Origin of the sequence: Sphingobium baderi, assembly GCF_001456115.1 — a bacterium.
In the GTDB taxonomy this organism is placed as follows: domain Bacteria; phylum Pseudomonadota; class Alphaproteobacteria; order Sphingomonadales; family Sphingomonadaceae; genus Sphingobium; species Sphingobium baderi_A.
The window spans coordinates 83,136-99,411 of the sequence record NZ_CP013264.1 but is presented as its reverse complement, the minus strand read 5'-3'; the positions used below and the strand labels follow the sequence as shown (position 1 = coordinate 99,411).

General features: G+C 61.8%; 18 protein-coding genes. 10 read left to right on the top strand and 8 right to left on the bottom strand.

What is annotated here, in order from left to right:
- Positions 1–240: 240 nt before the first annotated feature.
- The 5 genes from ATN00_RS00525 to paoA all read right to left on the bottom strand — a co-directional run bounded on the left by ATN00_RS00525 (position 241) and on the right by paoA (position 5,325).
- Positions 241–825, bottom strand: a complete 585-nt coding sequence (locus ATN00_RS00525; RefSeq protein WP_197413636.1) for an RES family NAD+ phosphorylase — start codon at positions 823–825, stop codon at positions 241–243.
- Between the two features lie 110 nt (positions 826–935).
- Positions 936–1,457, bottom strand: coding sequence for an MbcA/ParS/Xre antitoxin family protein (locus tag ATN00_RS00520; protein ID WP_062068222.1), 522 nt, complete (start codon positions 1,455–1,457; stop codon positions 936–938).
- A gap of 83 nt (positions 1,458–1,540) precedes the next feature.
- Positions 1,541–3,739 carry an aldehyde oxidoreductase molybdenum-binding subunit PaoC gene (paoC, locus tag ATN00_RS00515; protein WP_062060863.1) on the bottom strand — a complete coding sequence of 733 codons (2,199 nt, stop codon included), beginning with the start codon at positions 3,737–3,739 and terminating at the stop codon, positions 1,541–1,543.
- Positions 3,740–3,742: 3 nt separating this feature from the next.
- The gene (locus ATN00_RS00510; protein WP_062060860.1) at positions 3,743–4,693 is read right to left on the bottom strand and encodes an FAD binding domain-containing protein; all 951 of its coding nucleotides are present in this window, start codon (positions 4,691–4,693) and stop codon (positions 3,743–3,745) included.
- Positions 4,690–5,325 (bottom strand): aldehyde dehydrogenase iron-sulfur subunit PaoA, encoded by a 636-nt coding sequence (paoA, locus tag ATN00_RS00505; protein WP_062060857.1) that lies wholly within the window; start codon positions 5,323–5,325, stop codon positions 4,690–4,692. The genes ATN00_RS00510 and paoA overlap by 4 nt, the downstream gene beginning before the upstream one ends.
- A gap of 323 nt (positions 5,326–5,648) precedes the next feature.
- Here paoA and ATN00_RS00500 point away from each other — a divergent pair, with 323 nt between their 5' ends.
- Both ATN00_RS00500 and ATN00_RS00495 read left to right on the top strand, forming a co-directional pair.
- Complete coding sequence (locus ATN00_RS00500) at positions 5,649–5,951, top strand: hypothetical protein (RefSeq protein WP_062068220.1); 303 nt, start codon at positions 5,649–5,651, stop codon at positions 5,949–5,951.
- Entirely contained in the window at positions 5,951–7,540 is a 1,590-nt protein-coding gene (locus ATN00_RS00495) for a PepSY-associated TM helix domain-containing protein (protein ID WP_062060854.1), read from the top strand. Before ATN00_RS00500 ends, ATN00_RS00495 begins: the two co-directional genes overlap by 1 nt.
- Before the next feature lie 286 nt (positions 7,541–7,826).
- On the opposite strand, the gene ATN00_RS00485 is transcribed toward ATN00_RS00495, so the two are convergent.
- Complete coding sequence (locus ATN00_RS00485; RefSeq protein WP_062060847.1) at positions 7,827–8,777, bottom strand: LysR family transcriptional regulator; 951 nt, start codon at positions 8,775–8,777, stop codon at positions 7,827–7,829.
- Between the two features lie 125 nt (positions 8,778–8,902).
- Here ATN00_RS00485 and ATN00_RS00480 point away from each other — a divergent pair, with 125 nt between their 5' ends.
- Genes ATN00_RS00480 through ATN00_RS00470 form a run of 3 tightly spaced genes read left to right on the top strand, consistent with a single transcriptional unit; the run spans position 8,903 to position 12,990 of the window.
- The gene (locus tag ATN00_RS00480; RefSeq protein WP_231746488.1) at positions 8,903–10,009 is read left to right on the top strand and encodes an HlyD family secretion protein; all 1,107 of its coding nucleotides are present in this window, start codon (positions 8,903–8,905) and stop codon (positions 10,007–10,009) included.
- Complete coding sequence (locus ATN00_RS00475) at positions 10,006–11,538, top strand: DHA2 family efflux MFS transporter permease subunit (RefSeq protein ID WP_062060842.1); 1,533 nt, start codon at positions 10,006–10,008, stop codon at positions 11,536–11,538. Before ATN00_RS00480 ends, ATN00_RS00475 begins: the two co-directional genes overlap by 4 nt.
- A 3-nt stretch (positions 11,539–11,541) precedes the next feature.
- Positions 11,542–12,990, top strand: a complete 1,449-nt coding sequence (locus ATN00_RS00470) for an efflux transporter outer membrane subunit (RefSeq protein ID WP_062060839.1) — start codon at positions 11,542–11,544, stop codon at positions 12,988–12,990.
- A gap of 6 nt (positions 12,991–12,996) precedes the next feature.
- Here ATN00_RS00470 and ATN00_RS00465 read toward each other — a convergent pair whose 3' ends face one another.
- On the bottom strand, positions 12,997–13,290 hold the full coding sequence (locus ATN00_RS00465) for a hypothetical protein (protein ID WP_062060836.1): 294 nt from the start codon (positions 13,288–13,290) through the stop codon (positions 12,997–12,999).
- A 137-nt stretch (positions 13,291–13,427) separates the two neighbouring features.
- On the opposite strand from ATN00_RS00465, the gene ATN00_RS00460 reads away from it, so the two are divergent.
- The 4 genes from ATN00_RS00460 (at position 13,428) to ATN00_RS00445 (ending at position 15,441) form a co-directional block, all read left to right on the top strand.
- Positions 13,428–13,808 (top strand): RidA family protein, encoded by a 381-nt coding sequence (locus tag ATN00_RS00460; protein WP_062060833.1) that lies wholly within the window; start codon positions 13,428–13,430, stop codon positions 13,806–13,808.
- Positions 13,809–13,814: 6 nt separating this feature from the next.
- Positions 13,815–14,171 (top strand): ArsC family reductase, encoded by a 357-nt coding sequence (locus ATN00_RS00455; RefSeq protein WP_062060830.1) that lies wholly within the window; start codon positions 13,815–13,817, stop codon positions 14,169–14,171.
- A 116-nt stretch (positions 14,172–14,287) separates the two neighbouring features.
- On the top strand, positions 14,288–14,722 hold the full coding sequence (locus tag ATN00_RS00450; protein ID WP_062060827.1) for an RrF2 family transcriptional regulator: 435 nt from the start codon (positions 14,288–14,290) through the stop codon (positions 14,720–14,722).
- A 62-nt stretch (positions 14,723–14,784) separates the two neighbouring features.
- On the top strand, positions 14,785–15,441 hold the full coding sequence (locus tag ATN00_RS00445) for an MBL fold metallo-hydrolase (RefSeq protein WP_062068219.1): 657 nt from the start codon (positions 14,785–14,787) through the stop codon (positions 15,439–15,441).
- On the opposite strand, the gene ATN00_RS00440 is transcribed toward ATN00_RS00445, so the two are convergent.
- Positions 15,438–15,869: an MAPEG family protein gene (locus tag ATN00_RS00440; protein ID WP_062060824.1), complete on the bottom strand. Its 432-nt coding sequence runs from the start codon at positions 15,867–15,869 to the stop codon at positions 15,438–15,440. The genes ATN00_RS00445 and ATN00_RS00440 overlap by 4 nt on opposite strands.
- A gap of 216 nt (positions 15,870–16,085) precedes the next feature.
- On the opposite strand from ATN00_RS00440, the gene rpmF reads away from it, so the two are divergent.
- Entirely contained in the window at positions 16,086–16,265 is a 180-nt protein-coding gene (gene rpmF, locus ATN00_RS00435; RefSeq protein WP_031291030.1) for a 50S ribosomal protein L32, read from the top strand.
- The last annotated feature ends 11 nt before the right edge of the window (positions 16,266–16,276 follow it).

Here is a 16,276-nt window from a genome sequence, read left to right as displayed (position 1 = left end):
CCGTAGGGGTCACCACCTTGCTTTTGCAGGGTTTTAACTCTCCAAAGAGAGCCTCACCCCTTGAGGGAAGAGTTACCAGCCAGATGTTACATACAGATTCCCGGTGGGGAGTGCTGGTCTGTGGTCCAATGATGAACGATCCTGTCCTTGGCGATCTTCCGGGCGTTTGCGCCGTCATGTGAAAAACTGATGCCAAATGAGCAGGCCTGTGCCCTTTAACGGACTGGACGCCCAATCCGATTACTGCTTGAGATGTCGGATATTGATGGCATCCAGGCGCCGCACGTAAATCGCGCGCGCTCCGGCTTCGACGCTGATTTCGAAATGATCGGTTTGCATTACGTCGACGATGTTAGTCGGGATGTAAGAAACAATATTCGTTCCGCCTTTGCGACGGAGGCTGTCAAATATGATGCCGGCCTTTTCTTCAGTCCGAATGACTTCTCCAAATTGCTGGGCAGCATCATAGCTGTCGGATCGATAAATATCTTTGAGACTGCTCTGTAGCGCACGAAGGTCGTGATAATCATCGCCAAGCAGCTTGGCTGAATAAGTCCGGTAGGTTCGGTTCATGCTCGGCACGTTGCGGGCGATCGCTTCGCGGCGCAGATGGTGTCCGACCTCCGCAGCCGCTGTCTCGATCTCGCTGGATGCATACCAGGCGCCGAGATCCGGGCCGTTGAAGCGCATGCCCCGGGGGGCCGTATGCAGGAACGTGGCCATGATGACCCCGGAATTGGCGCGGCCATAGACCCATTGGGACTTGGGTAGCCGGGCCAGCCGATTGGCCACCAGACGGTCGTTGGTCCAGCCGGCAAGTTCCATGACGGCCTCCGCATCGGCTGCCGTGGCGACTGTGTCGAAGAGCCCGATCGGAGGAAAGCGGGATGGGATGAGGCGAAAGCTTGGATGTGGCGCGCTTGAAAGTGTGCCTGTCACTGGAATATGATCTCGCTATCCTCATAGGGCACGAAATCCGCTTCTGTGGCTGTTGGAGGCATGTAGAGACCTCCCCGCGCCGCATCGAGGAAACGACGGATGGTCATCAGGCCGTCCTGCGTCCCGTTGGTGGCTATGTCGAGCGGCGGATTCCCGCCGAACGGGCGTGCATTATGTGGTTGGCGCAACCAGGCGACGCCTTCACGTTCTTCGGTGAAGAGTACGCGCAAAGCCTGATGGATGCCCAGTATAGCGGAGATGCGTGTCAGCACGTCGACATCTAGGGTGATCGAGCCATGCTCACGCGCCTGCTTGCACCAGTTGTGGAAGGTGGAGCGGGATGGATAGCCGAGGATCAAGCGGCGCTGCTGCTCCGTCAGGCCCCACAGATCGGCGATAACCAGGAAGGTACGCAAGGCTGGCGCGCTCAGGCGACGACGGTTGACCGGCTCGAAACGGGAAAGATCGAGCACGGCAGGGCCGGCATTTATCGCTGCATCATTGGGCTGTTCGATCATCTTGCGCCTCCAGATCAAGGCATAGTCCATATTTGGACATGCAACAAGGGAAAGCGGTGATGCATTTTTGTAGCGGGCAATGCTCACACGGGCTGCGGCAGCCGGTCGAGATGCTTGTCCAGCGTGATCGGATAGTCGCGCACCCGCACGCCTGTGGCATTGTAGATCGCATTGGCGACAGCAGCGCCGACACCGCACAAGCCCAGTTCGCCCACGCCCTTCGCCTTCATTGGCGAGGATATGGGATCGACCTCGTCCAGGAAGATCACCTCCTGATGCGGAATGTCGGCGTGGACCGGCACTTCATAGCTCGCAAGGTCGTGGTTGACGAAGAACCCGAAGCGTTTGTCGACCGCCAGTTCCTCCATCAACGCGGCGCCGACACCCATGGTCATTGCGCCGATCACCTGGCTGCGCGCTGCCTTGGGATTGAGGATGCGTCCAGCCGCGCAGACCGCCAACATCCTGCGGATACGGGTTTCTCCGGTGAAGCCGTCGACTGCCACCTCCACGAAATGGCCGGCAAAGGTCGACTGCTGATATTGTTTGTCGAGATTGCCATATTCGATGAAGTCCTCGGCCACCAGTTCGCCGTTGCGGGCTGCATCGGCCAGTTGTGCGGTGCGATTGCCCGAACGGACCTGTCCATTGCTGAACTGCGCGTCGGTGGCGTTGAAGCCAAGCTGTTGCGCCACGGCTTCGCGCAACTTGACGCAAGCGGCATAGACGCCCGCAGTGGCGTTGTTCGCGCCCCACTGGCCACCTGATCCGGCCGAGGCCGGAAAATCGGAATCGCCCAGTTTCACGACGACCTGATCGAGGGTGATGCCCATCATTTCCGCTGCCGTCTGGGCAATGATCGTATAGCTGCCGGTGCCGATGTCGGTCATGTCGGTTTCCACCGTCACGATGCCCTGTGCGTCCAACCGGACCCGGGCGGCAGACCGGGTGAGCAGATTGTTACGGAATCCCGCCGCCACGCCCATGCCGACCAGCCAGCGCCCGTCCCGCACCGCGGCTGGCTTGGCGTTGCGGCGATCCCAGCCGAATTTCTCCGCGCCGGTGCCTAAGCATTCAACCAGTTGGCGCTGTGAAAAGCGACGCTGGGGATTGGCCGGATCGACCTGCGTGTCGTTGAGGATGCGAAATTGCACCGGGTCCATGCCCAGCTTTTCCGCCATTTCGTCGATGGCGATTTCCAGCGCCATCAGGCCCGGCGCTTCGCCCGGAGCGCGCATCGCATGGCCTTCCGGCAGGTCAAGCGTGGCAAGGTTCAATGCAGTCAGCCGATTCTCGCCCGCATAAAGCAGTTCGGTCTGTTGTGTGGCTGGTTCGGGCGATCCGCCCGGCAGATTGCCCGACAGGCTTTCATGCGCGATCGCCGTGATCTTCCCTTCGGGCGAGCAGCCGATGCGGATGCGTTGCCGCGTTGCAGGCCGATGCGTGGTGTTGTTGGCCATGAGGGGCCGGCTCAGCGCTACTTTGACTGGGCGGGCTACCGCTTTTGCGGCCAGTGCCGCCAGAACCGCGTCTGAACGGATAAACAGCTTTCCGCCGAAACCGCCGCCGATATAGGGAGAATCGAGGCGGACATTCTCTGGAGCGAGATTGAGCATCTTCGCGATCGCTCCCTTGCTCCACGCGATCATCTGGTTGGATGTCCATAAAGTCAGCTTGTCGCCTGCCCACGACGCGATGCTGGCATGGGGTTCCATCATCGCATGGGTTTCGTCCGGCGTGGTATAATGGGCGTCGATCTTCACCGGCGCGGCGGCAAAGGCGCTTTCGAAGTCGCCGACTCGTTTGATGCCGCTGCGCTCGTCCGCAGGTTTCGCATTGGAAGCCTCCGCCGCCAGATCGAACCGGCCGTCGCTACGCACATAGTCGACCTTGACCAATGCCGCCGCTGCGCGCGCCTGCTCGAAGCTCTCCGCAACGACGATCGCGATCGCCTGGTGATAATGCTGGATGTCGGGCCCGCCAAAGAGGTTGGCGAAGTTCATCGGGCCCAGCGGCAGCGGTGGCATGTCAAGCGTCGTGAGGATGTCGACCACGCCAGGCGCGGCGCGCGCATCCTTGAGGTCGATGGTGTCGACGCGGCCCTTGGCGATGGCTGATCCGACGATGAAGCCATAGGCCTGGCCGGGGGCCACATCGTGCCGTTCATAGGCATAGGGTGCTGTGCCGGTCGTCTTGAACTTCCCGTCGATGCGATCGGTCGGCTGGCCGATGACCTTGAGCTTGTCGATGGGATTGGCGATGGCGGGCGTGTCGAATTTCATCGTCTATTCCCTTGCCTGCGCGATCGCGGCCGCCAGCGTCCGTTCGACCAGAGTGAGCTTGAAGGCGTTATGTTCGGTCGGTCTTGCGCCTGCCAGAAGCTGTGCCGTCACGGCCTTTGCACCGTTGGGCATCTGGGCTTCGGCCGCCTCCACGCGCCATGGCTTCGGCGCGACGCCGCCCAGCGCGACGCGGCCGGTCCCATCCTTGTGGATGACCGCACCGACTGAAATCAGCGCAAAGGCATAGGAGGCCCGGTCGCGCGCCTTATAATAGATATGCGTCCCGCCGATCGGCTTGGGCAGCGTGACGGCAGTGATCAATTCGCCCTTCTCCAGCGCATTTTCCACATGGGGCGTGTCGCCGGGCAAGCGGTGGAAATCGGCGATGGGAATATCGCGGGTCGAACCGTCCGCCCGGATCGTTTCCACCGTGGCGTCGAGCGCACGCATGGCGATCGCCATGTCGCTGGGATGGGTGGCGATGCAGGCATCGCTGGTGCCGATGACGCCAAGCTGGCGGCTGAATCCGCCGATGGCGGCGCATCCGGCGCCTGGCTTGCGTTTGTTGCAGGGCAGGTTGGTATCGTAGAAATAGGGGCATCGCGTGCGCTGGAGCAGGTTGCCTGCCGTCGTCGCCTTGTTACGCAACTGGCCCGAAGCGCCTGCTACCGTCGCGCGGGTCAGAAGACCATAGTCGCGGCGGATGCGCGGATCGCTTGCCATGTCGCTGTTGGTCACCAGCGCACCGATACGCAGGCCGCCATCCTTCGTTTCCTCGATCCTGTCGAAGCCCAGGCCATTGACGTCGATCAGATGGGCAGGAGCCTCGATCTCCAGCTTCATGAGGTCGAGCAGGTTGGTGCCGCCCGCGATGAATTTCGCGTTTGGCGTATATGCGGCCTTGGCGGCGGCATCGCGCGGCGCGGTCGCGCGTTCGTAGGTGAAGGGCTTCATGCCTTCCCTCCTGCAACTTCGGTCATCGCTTCGAGGATATTGGAATAGGCGCCGCAGCGGCAGATATTGCCGCTCATCCTTTCGCGCATCTCTTCGTTGGTGAAGCCGGGTGCGTCCGTCAGGCTGGCGCTGACATGGCTGGGGACGCCCGCCTTGATCTCCTCTAACACGGCAACGGCCGAGCAGATCTGTCCTGGCGTGCAATAACCGCATTGATAGCCGTCATGCTTGATGAAGGCCGCCTGCATCGGATGGAGCTTGTCGGGCGTGCCCAGCCCCTCGATGGTCGTGACTTCATGCCCTTCATGCATGACGGCGAGAGAGAGGCAGCTGTTGATCCGTTTGCCGTTGACGAGCACGGTGCAGGCGCCGCACTGGCCATGATCGCAGCCTTTTTTGGTGCCGGTGAACTTCAAATGTTCGCGCAAAGCATCGAGCAAGGTGGTGCGCGTGTCGATTTCCAGCGTTTCACGCTTTCCATTGACCGTGAACGAAAGCTGCGAGGTCATTGGCTTGCTCCGAGGCAGTGCGGCGTGCGCGGATGTTTCCGGCAAGGCGCTTGCCGCGACCGAAGCGCCGCTGGCGGCCAATAGCGTTCGTCGTGAAAGTTCAACCTCGCTGGTGCCTTCCATGCCTCATAGCCCTTCCCTGTCGGCGGGACGGCGCTATGCGCTTCGTCACCTACGGAGAAGCGATGTAATATCATGGGAACATGATAACCAACACTTCAATTGGGCATAAGTCATGCAAAATTTTCATGAAAGTGCCGGAAACCTACCCATCCATCGTTGGAGCAGCTTCTGATTGCGGATCGCTGACAGACGGTTCCGGCAGGGGTGGAGTATCGGCAGGCGGATTCTAATATGCGAAAGATTATCAATAGCATTTCTCTTGCCTCTATTCAGCAGGGTCGCTAACGGTCGCAACGGCCCGGAACGAAAGTATGGAGAAAGCCGTGTCGCTGGCTTGGCGTAAGTGGATTCGTATCCTGTTTGCGGGACCAGGTGCAGTCATCGTGACGCTTGTCGTCATGGCCGGAATGCCCCTCTGGCTTCCCGGCGGGGCTGCGGGTGTCGACAATCTGGTCTTGCCCCTGGTCCTGGCGCCCTTGATCTGGGCCGCGCTCTTCTTCCATGCCTGCCTTGACCGCAAGCTGGCGCGTGTGGGCATTGCCGCAATCGCCCTGCTGGTCCTGCATGGCGGACTGGTAGCATTCAAGTTACTCGGCCCGGTCCCCGTCGTGCAGGAGAGCCATTGATGATTCACCTGGAAAAGGACCAGACCAAGCTGATGGTCGCCGTCCACGGCTGGTCGGGCATCGTGCTGGGTTTGCTGCTCTATGCGGTTGTATTCACGGGCATGGCGGCGGTCTTTGCGGAAGAGATCGGCATCTGGTCGGCGGGGCACGTGGAAAGCCGGTCCGCGTTTGAACGGCCGATTGACGGCGCGATCCGGAGTTTGAGCGCCCGGACGCCGGAAAAATATCATGAAGGGGTCGATCTGTTCGAGATCGGCGACCATAATCTGGGGGCCTTCTTTCACCGGCATGAGACCGACCCGGACGGAACGTTCGTCAGCCGAGGCATATATTATCAGCTCGATAGCAAAGGAAATGTCGCCGCAACGCTGCACGGAACCGGGGAGGAAGTATTCGGCCCGCGCAACGATGACGCGCTCAGCAGCTTCCTTGTTGACACGCATGTTCGCTTGCATGTTCCCGATCCCTGGGGCCTGCTGCTGACCGGGATATTGGGTCTTGCCATGCTGGTCGCGGCCATTTCCGGATTGCTGATCCACCGGCATCTGCTCAAGGACATTTTTACCCTGCGCCGCCGGGCCAATCCCGTTCTGGTCGATCGCGATCGGCACAGCGTGGCCGGATCGTGGAGCCTGCCCTTTGCTTTCATCCTCGCATTCACGGGCAGCTTCTTTTCCTTTTTCGGCACGATCGGCGTGCCGGTCGTCGCCATGGCGGCCTTTGGCGGCAATGTTCAGGCGCTCAGCGACGCGGTTTTCGGCAATCCGGGGCCGCCCGATCCCAGGCCCGTCGTCATGGGCAATCTCGACCGGATCACGGCGGACGCCATACGCCGCACCGGAGAAATACCGACCTTCGTTTCGATAGAGAATTTCGGGCGCGCCGATGCAAAGGTGACCAGCTTCCACTCGCCCAAGGCTGGCGATATCGAGCCGGTGACACTGCTCTACGATGGCGCCAAGGCGCAATTCCTGCGGACCAAGCCCTCCATCGGCACCCGACCGTCGGCGGGCGGAACCCTGGCTGCCACCATGGCGCCCCTTCACTTCGGGAATTTCGCGGGTGTCCTTTCCAAGGCGGTCTGGTTCGGGTTGGGCTTTGCGATGTGCTACGTCACGATCACGGGCCTGCGCCTATGGCTTGTGCGCCGGCGTGAAACCATGCGCTCGCTTGAATGGCTGGACCGGACGGTGACGGTCGTGGGCTTTGGTTTGCCGCTGGCGCTGGTGGCGTCCGCTGCCGGGTTCCTCATCACCATGCCGCTGGGATCGGCGACGTTCTGGACGCCTGCGTCTTTCCTGATCGCATCGGGTACCGTGATCGCCGGCGGCTTACTATTCGGATCAGCAACGCTCGTGCGCGCCCTCCAGTTTGTGACCGGCCTCATCATGATGGCGCTTCCGCCCCTGCGCCTTGTTGCCGGGGGGCCGGGCTGGCCGGAAACGATCGCCGTCGGACAGGTCATCATTCCGGCCCTTGATCTTGCCTTTTTTCTCGCGGGCATGTGGACTGTCTGGCAGGCCACCAGGCAACGCGGGCGTCGCGGCGGAGCGGCGTCGTCTGCCTCTTCCACAATGGCCGTTGCATAATGATCTGGGCCTTTCTGGCGAGTGCATTCTCCGCGATCTGCATCCTTATCTTGTGTCTGGGCGATCCTAAGCGAATCCGCGTCGGGCGCGTGCCGAGGCGTGAATGGCGCCGGAGGTCGCGTCAGGCACTGAGCGTTGCGGCCGGTATTCCTGGCCTTCTTCTGGCGCTCAGCGGAGATGCCGCCGCTTTTCTGGTCTGGCTCGGGGCCTGCGCGCTCTGTGGGTGGGTTGTGGCTGTCTGGTTCAGTGCAGGCCGGCAGAAGATGGACTGACCTCTCCGCCGTGATCAGTCCTGCCTGGCCGGATCAAGACAGGAAAGAATCAATCCCTGGAGCCAGCGGAGGCCAGCGTCGCCCGCCATCCGGGTGTGCCAGAGCATGGTCATGTCCATATGACTGTTCGGTTCCCCGGCCTGAACGATAGCGATCTGGCCCGCCTGCGCGCTTTTGCGGGCAAGCTGGCGCGGCACCAGCGCGACAAGGTCCGTGACGGAGACGATGGCGATGGCTGTGAGCGCGTCATGGACATTGCTCGCTTCCCTGGTCACTTCGGAACCTCTGGGTAGGTCGCCGACCGATGTGGCGACGACAAGACGCTCCAGCCCGTTCTCCCAACTGAAAGCGCCATGTCCCGGAAAGGGGCGGCCGGTCGCGACTTGCAGCAGGCCGGAAGCCGGTACGGCTGCGAGCAGCGCGGGGTCGCGCACGACGGCATGGTCGGGCTTTGCGATCCAGACCATCTCCTCACGAAAGAGGTGCTGGCGCAACAGTCGCTTCGGCGCGCTGCCGAACACGCCAAGCGCGATGTCCGTCGCACCATTGTCGAGCGAGGCAAGGAGATCGGAACCCAGCGCGTGGATGGAGAGCGAGACTTGAGGCGCCAGGGTGCGAACGCGCGCGATCAGATCCGGGATGAGCAGGGTGCAGAAATAGACGCCGGCGCCGATGCGGAATCGGCGGCTGGCGGTAGCAGGATCGAACGGTGCGGTCTCCAGAGCGCCGTGCAACTGGTTCAGCCCGTCCCGAATGCCAGGCGCGATTTCGATAGCGCGCGCGGTCGGCTGCAACCCACCGGCACGCCGCACGAACAGGGGATCGCCGATAGCCTGGCGCAGGCGGGCCAACGCGTGGCTGATCGCGGATTGGGTAAGGCCCAGCCGTTCCGCTGCGCGAGTGACGCTTTGCGTATCATAGAGGGTTTCGAACACGCGAAGAAGATTGAGGTCGATAGTTTGCATGAATATGATTCATAATAAAGCTGGCCAATAATCACTAGGCAGGGAATGTTGCTGCTCTATAGGCACGGGCGGATGCCGTTCAGGCCATGCTTTTATCCAATTTACAGGAACTCATCGTGCTCGATATGTCGCCGGATTCTCAAGCAGACGGAGCCTTTGATACGCCGCAACCCGAGCGTCCCTCGCTCAAAGCACGACTCCGTCGGCCACTGCTGATCGCCGCGCCGGTAGTGCTGATCGTCGGCGGGTTGATCGCCTATCTTTCCGGTGGGCGTTATGAGGAAACGGACAATGCCTATGTCCAGGCCGGGCTGGTCGCGATCACGCCCAATGTGAGCGGCCATGTCATCGCTGTCATGGTCCATGAGAATGAGGTGGTGAAGGCCGGACAGGTTCTGTTCCGGATCGATCCCGACCATTATCAGGCGGCGTTGCACGCCGCCCATGCCCAGTTGGCCGATGCCCGCAGCCAGGTTGCGGCGCGGCGGGCCGACTATGCCTCGGCCGATGCGAAGATAGAAGCGGCACAGGCCCAGCTCGATTATGCAACGCGCGAGGCCGCGCGGCAGAAGGATCTGCTGGGGCAGGGCATCAGCTCCCAGGATCAGTATGAACAGGCGGCCCTGGCCGTAAAGACCGCACGTCAGGCGATCGCCGGGGCGCGTCAGGACGCGGCGGGGATCAAGGCTGCGCTCTCTGGCCAGGTCGACGCGCCCGTCACCGATCAGCCAAGCGTGCGTTATGCCGCCGCGAACGTCAACGATGCACAGCTCAATCTGAACTATACCACGGTCAAGGCGCCGCAGGACGGCATCGTCACCAAGGTGAGCCAGCTTCAGGTCGGCGATTATGTAGCCGCCGGCCGCCCGGTCTTCACGCTGGTTGGCAGACATCTGTGGATCGAAGCCAATTTCAAGGAAAGCCAGTTGCGTTACATGCGGCTGGGCCAAGGGGCGACGGTGAAGCTCGACGCTTATCCCGACTATGAGCTTAAGGCGCGGATCAGCAGTTTCAGCCCTGGCACCGGCAATGCCTTCTCCTTGCTTCCGCCTGAAAATGCGACCGGCAACTGGGTGAAGGTCGTGCAGCGCTTACCGGTCGAACTGGAACTGGCGAACGCGCCGGCGGATCTTCCGCTTCACGCTGGGCTAAGCGCGCTGGTCACGGTCGACACCGGACACCGTCGGCATCTCTTCGGTTCGGCGCGAGCGACGGCCGCACCCTCGAAATGAGCGACGTCACCTATCCCGACGCCACGACACGCCGGTTCCTCACCTTTTCGGTGATGACCGCCACGATCATGAATGCGCTGGATAGCACTATCGCGAATGTGGCGCTGCCGCATATTCAGGGCAGCGTTTCAGCTTCCCAGGACGAAATCACCTGGGTTCTGACCTCTTATATCGTCTCCGCCGCCATCTTCACGCCGCTCACCGGCTGGCTGGCCGGGCGGTTCGGCCGCAAGCGGCTGATGCAGGTCTCGATCATTGGCTTCACCATCGCCTCGGCGCTTTGCGGCATTGCAACGAATATCGGCGAACTGGTCGCCTTCCGCATGTTGCAGGGTATGTTTGGCGCGGCGCTCGTGCCTATGAGCCAGGCCATCTTGCTCGATATCAATCCGCCGGAGCGGCACGGGTCCGCCATGGCGATCTGGGGCATGGGTGCTGTTCTCGGGCCTATCGTCGGTCCTGCCCTGGGTGGCTGGCTTACTGATAATCTGACCTGGCGCTGGGTCTTCTACATCAACCTGCCGGTCGGCATCGTGACCTTCATGGGCATTTCAGCCTTTCTCTCGGAAACGGAGGACGAGGAAAAGCGGAGCCTCGATTTCTTTGGTTTTGCGCTGTTGGCGCTGGGCATCGGCGCGCTTCAGTTGATGCTCGACCGGGGCCAGCAGCAGGACTGGTTCAGCTCCACGGAGATTTGGATCGAAGCGTTGGCGGCGGCCTTTTTCCTCTATCTCTTCCTCGTTCACATCATGACGGCGAAGAAGCCGTTCATCGAACTGGGACTGTTTGCCGATCGTAATTTCGTGCTCGGTTCGATTTTCGGTTTCTTCATAGGCGTGGTGGTGTTCTCGGTTCTGGCGCTTCTCCCGCCGATGCTTGAGCAACTCATGGGTTATCCGGTCGTGCTGACCGGGCTCGTAACCGCGCCGCGTGGTGTCGGCACTATGGTGTCCATGATGCTGGTCGGCCAGTTGATCCGGCGTTACGACACGCGCCTTTTGATCTTGTCGGGACTCATCCTGTGCGCGGTCTCGATGCATACCATGTCCGGTTTTTCGCTCGGCATGGACGAACGACCCATCATCATGTCGGGCTTCATTCAGGGATTGGGCACCGGTCTTGTTTTCGTGCCGCTCTCCACCCTTGCCTTTGCGACGCTGGATCAGCGTTTGCGTAATGAGGGCGCAGCCATGTTCACGTTGATCCGCAATCTGGGTTCGGCGATCGGCATTTCGGTGGTTCAGGCCATGACAATCCGCAACACCGCCACGGTCCATTCGCGTCTGGTGGAAGGCATCAGGCCTGATAATCCGCTGCTCAGCTGGCAAATGCCGGACTTCGACTTCAACCTGCCCTCGGCGGTCGCGCGGCTGAATGCCGAAATTACACGTCAGGCGGCGATGGTCGCCTATATCGATACCTATTGGGCGCTATTCATCGTGACGCTGTTGATGATGCCGATGCTCCTCTTCATGCGGTCGGCGCGCCACAAGCCGACCGAGGACGATTTCGCCTTCCATATGGAATGATATATGCGACATTCGCTTTTTCTTGCTCTTACTTCGGGGCTGATGCTGGCCGGTTGTTCCGCCGGTCCCGATTTCGTGCGCCCTGCCTCGCCCCCGACGCACGATTATATCGCGCCGGGCGCCACCTTGCAGACATCGCCCGGTGGCCCGGTCGCGCAACCCGGCGAGGGACCGGCATTGCGCTGGTGGGAATCCTTCGGTTCGCCCGAACTCAACGCGCTGGTTGATCGAGCCATGACCAATAACCAGAGCCTTGCGGCCAGCAATGCCACATTGTTGCAGGCGCAGGCGCGCATCGCCGCGGTCGCAGGCGCGCGCCTGCCGCAGGTGGACGCTCATGCACGCGCCGAACGGGAGGAGGTGAACCTTGCCGGTTTCGGCTTCGACCCGGCGGGCATAGGGTCCACAGGCGGTAATCCGATCTTCAATCTCTATTCCGTGGGCGGCGGCATCAGCTACGACCTCGATCTGTTCGGCGGCAAGAAGCGCGCTGTTGAACAGGCAGTCGCCAAGGCCGAGGCGCAGGCCCGTGAGACGGAGGCCGCGCATCTCGTCATTGCTGGACGGGTGGTCAATCAGGTACTCGCCATAGCCGCCACCCGCGCCCGCATCGAGACGACGACGGCCTTGCTTGCCGAGGATCAGCGCACGGTGGACCTCACCGACGCACGTCGCAGGGCGGGCAAGGGAACGATGGTCGAACTGTTGAGCGTGCAGAGCCAGCTTGCCAATGATCGCGGCGAACTGCCCCAACTGGACCAGCAACTAGCGGAGGCGCGCAATATGCTCGCAGTGCTGGTAGGTGTGGCTCCATCCGATCTGGGGTCGACCGATTTCACGCTTGCAAGCTTCACCCTGCCGGCAAGCGTGCCCGTAACGTTGCCGTCGGAACTGGTGCACAAACGGCCCGATATCCTCCAGGCGGAGGCGGAACTTCACGCGGCTACCGCTGGCGTGGGTGTCGCGACGGCGCGGCTTTATCCGAGCATCACCCTAGGCGCCACGATCGAACAGGGCGCGCCCAATGTCGGCCATATTCTTGACAGCGGTTTCCGTGCTTTCGACATTTTCGGCGGTATCACCGCGCCGATCTTCCATGGCGGCACGCTCAAGGCTGAACGGCGCGGGGCGCAGGCGGGTATGCAGGTGGCCGCCGCGACCTACAGGCAGACCGTTATCGAGGCTTTCGGGCAGGTGGCCGACCTGCTCCATTCCCTGAACAACGACGCCCGTACGGTCGACAATCAGCGCGAGGCGCTCGACGTCGCGGAACGGTCGCTCAATCTTTCCCGCAAGAGTTTCCAGGTCGGCAATAGCGGCATCCTGCAAGTGCTCGATTCCAACCGCCTGTATCAGCGCGCCACTTCATCACTGGTCGAAGCGCGGGCGCGCCAGCTTCGCAATGTCGCGCGCCTCTATGTCGCGACGGCAGGGGGCTGGGCGGCGCAATAGCTCCGGTCAATCCTCGTCTTCGGTTGGTCCCAGTTCGTCTTCCTCGTCATCCATTTGCGGCTCTCCCGCAAAGGCGTCGGTGTCGATCCGGCCAGACCGCACCATGTCCGTCATCCGGTCGACCAGGTCGGGCGCATCCTCGGGCATGATCAGTGCGGGATTGGACCGGCCGCCATGTTCGCTGTCCTCGGCCAGGTCGGTGGAATTGGTTCGCGCAGATTCCGCCACATCCTGCGCCTGCGTTCCTGCTTCGGCCTGTTCGCTATTCTCTTCCGGTTCTTCAGGGGGAAGCTGGCTCATCGCTTGATCCTTTTGGTTCTCGATCCTGCCGTTCCAACGGATCGCGCCGCCCACTGTTCCCGAAAGCGCTGGACAGCGGGTCGCCAACGGGGCAAGAGCCGCGCGATCCCTTTCCGCGCAGCATCGAAGGAATCCTCATGTCCCGCAGGCTGATATCTTCCGGTTCGCCGTTTGAGGCGCATGTCGGCTATTCGCGCGCTCTGGTTCAGGGCGACTGGTGCTTTGTGTCAGGCACTACCGGCTATGACCCCGACACCCGAGCCATGCCGGAACGCGTTGCCGATCAGGCCGCCAATGCGCTCAAGGTCATAGGCGCCGCGCTGGCGGAGGACGGCTTTTCCTTCGGCGATGTCGTGCGCGTCAATTATTACATCACCGACCCTGCATATTGGGACGAAATCGCAGCGCCCCTGCGCGCGGTTTTCGGGGACATCCGCCCCGCTGCCACCTGCACCGTCACCGGCCTCATCGAGCCGTTGATGAAGATCGAAATCGACGTCACCGCTTTCAAAGGATAATCCGCCATGATCACCATGTATGGCATCAAGAATTGCGACACGATCAAGAAGGCGCGCAATTTCCTCGACAACAGCCGCCTTCCATACAGCTTCCACGACTATAAGGTGTCGGGCGTCGACGAAGCGGCGTTGCGCGGATGGGTGGACGAGCATGGCTGGGAAACCATCCTCAACCGTTCGGGCACGACGTTCCGCGCTTTGCCGGAAGGGGATCGCGCGCATATCGACGCGGACAAGGCGGTGCTGCTGATGATGGCGAACCCGTCGATGATAAAGCGCCCGATCCTGGACGTGGGTGGGCGCACCATCGTCGGCTTCAAGGCATCGACCTATGAAACCGCGCTGGAGGGTGCGGCGGCGTGAAGCGCGGCGCGCGGCTTCCCACGGAACCGCGCGCGCCATCATCGCCGTGCAGGGCGATGCCCGGATTTCTGCGCCCCGACCTTGTCAAATCGCGGACATGAGCGAATAACGGACCCATGCTTTCGCAGAAGACCCGCTATGCCATCCGCGCACTTCAGCATCTGGCCGATCGCTACCGTCAGGGCCCGGTTCCGCTTACCGAAATTTCGTCGCAGCAGAATATTCCCTCCAAGTTCCTGACGGTGATCCTGTCCGAACTGGCGCGCGAAGGGCTGGTGGAAACGCAGCGTGGGCGGGATGGCGGTTATTGGCTGGCCCTTGCGCCAGTCGACATCAGCTATGGCGACATTGTGCGGCTGACGCGTGGGTCGCTCGCGCTCACGCCCTGCGCCAGCCGTTTCGCGCACGAAACCTGCAATAATTGCCTGCCCGAATCGGAGTGTCGCCTGCATCGGGTGATGCTGCGTCTGCGTGACGAAACGGCCAAGGTGCTTGACGGCATCAGCCTGGCCGAGAGGTTCGACATGGAGGAAGCGGAGCAGGAACGATGATAGGACGATAGTTCTGGGGCAGGGCCTTGCGCCCGACCCGCCTCTTCGCCACATCGGGGAGCATGACCATGCCTCCGCTCAAAGCCACTATTATCCCTGTCACGCCCTTGCAGCAGAATTGCACCCTGCTCTGGTGCACGGCCACCAATAAGGGCGCCTTCGTCGATCCGGGCGGTGATCTCGACCGGCTCAAGGCGGCCGCCGAACAACAGGGCGTGACCGTCGAAAAGCTGCTCGTCACCCATGGGCATATCGATCATTGCGGGCAGACGGGCATATTGGCGGAAGAACTGGGCGTGCCGATCGAAGGGCCGCATGAAGCGGATCGGTTCTGGATCGACCGGCTTGCCGAGGATGGCAGCCGTTACGGCATAAAAGGCCAAATTTTCGAACCGGACCGCTGGCTCCACGATGGAGATCAGGTGACGGTGGGTAATCTGGTGCTGGATGTGCTGCATTGCCCCGGCCACACGCCCGGCCATGTCATATTCCACCACGCCCCCAGCAAGCTCGCCATCGTCGGCGACGTGCTGTTTCAAGGGTCTATCGGCCGTACCGACTTCCCCATGGGCAATCATCAGGATTTGATCGACGCCATCACCGGCAAGCTCTGGCCGCTTGGCGGGGACACGGCCTTCGTTCCCGGCCATGGCCCCATGAGCAATTTCGCGCATGAACGACGGAGTAACCCGTTCGTTGCCGATGCAGTGCTGGCCTAGACGACGGCGGCCAGTGCGGGCGGCGCGGGGATTTCCCGCGTACCGTAATAAGCGGCATAGAGCGCGGCGCCAGCCAGCGCGATCATGATGATCCATGTGGCAAGCGCCCCCATGGCGCGCAGGCCGCCGCCGCTTTCCGCATCCATGCCCAGCCCATGGGCGATTCGCGCGATGGCATAAGCAAGCGCGCCGATCCACAGCCACAGCGATGCGCCCAGCGCCATCTCAATGAGCGCAAACAGGATCAGGACGATCGGCGTATATTCGATGAAATTGGCATGGGCGCGCATCCGCCGCGCCAGCAGGGCGTTGCCGCCATCGCCGTGTATGGCCTTGTCGGCCATCCGGATTCGCACGCAGCGGCTCGCCAGCCACAGGTTAATGAGCGCGCAGGCGGCAGCCAGCGTCAGCGTGATCGGCAGTAGCATGATGTCCTCTCCCCCAGGGACGTGACGGGATGCCGCAGCATAAGACAGGAGCGGGCAGGGGCAAGGAAGGACTTGCGCCCCGGCTAAAAAGCGGTATAGGCGCAGGGCTTCGCGATCACCCGGGCCGCATGGGTCTGCGGCGCCTGTGGCGTCCGCATCCATCGGATTACGGCCAGTCGCACAACCAGATTTTTATTTACGGAATAAGGTGCCGACATGGCTGTCCCAAAGAGGAAAACGTCTCCCTCCCGCCGCGGTATGCGCCGCAGCCACGATTCGCTGCGCGTCGAAGCGTTCCAGGAATGCTCGAACTGTGGCGAATTGAAGCGTCCGCATAATCTTTGCGATGCTTGCGGCCATTATAATGGTCGTGAAGTCGTTGCCGTCGGAGCCTGACGACATTCTTT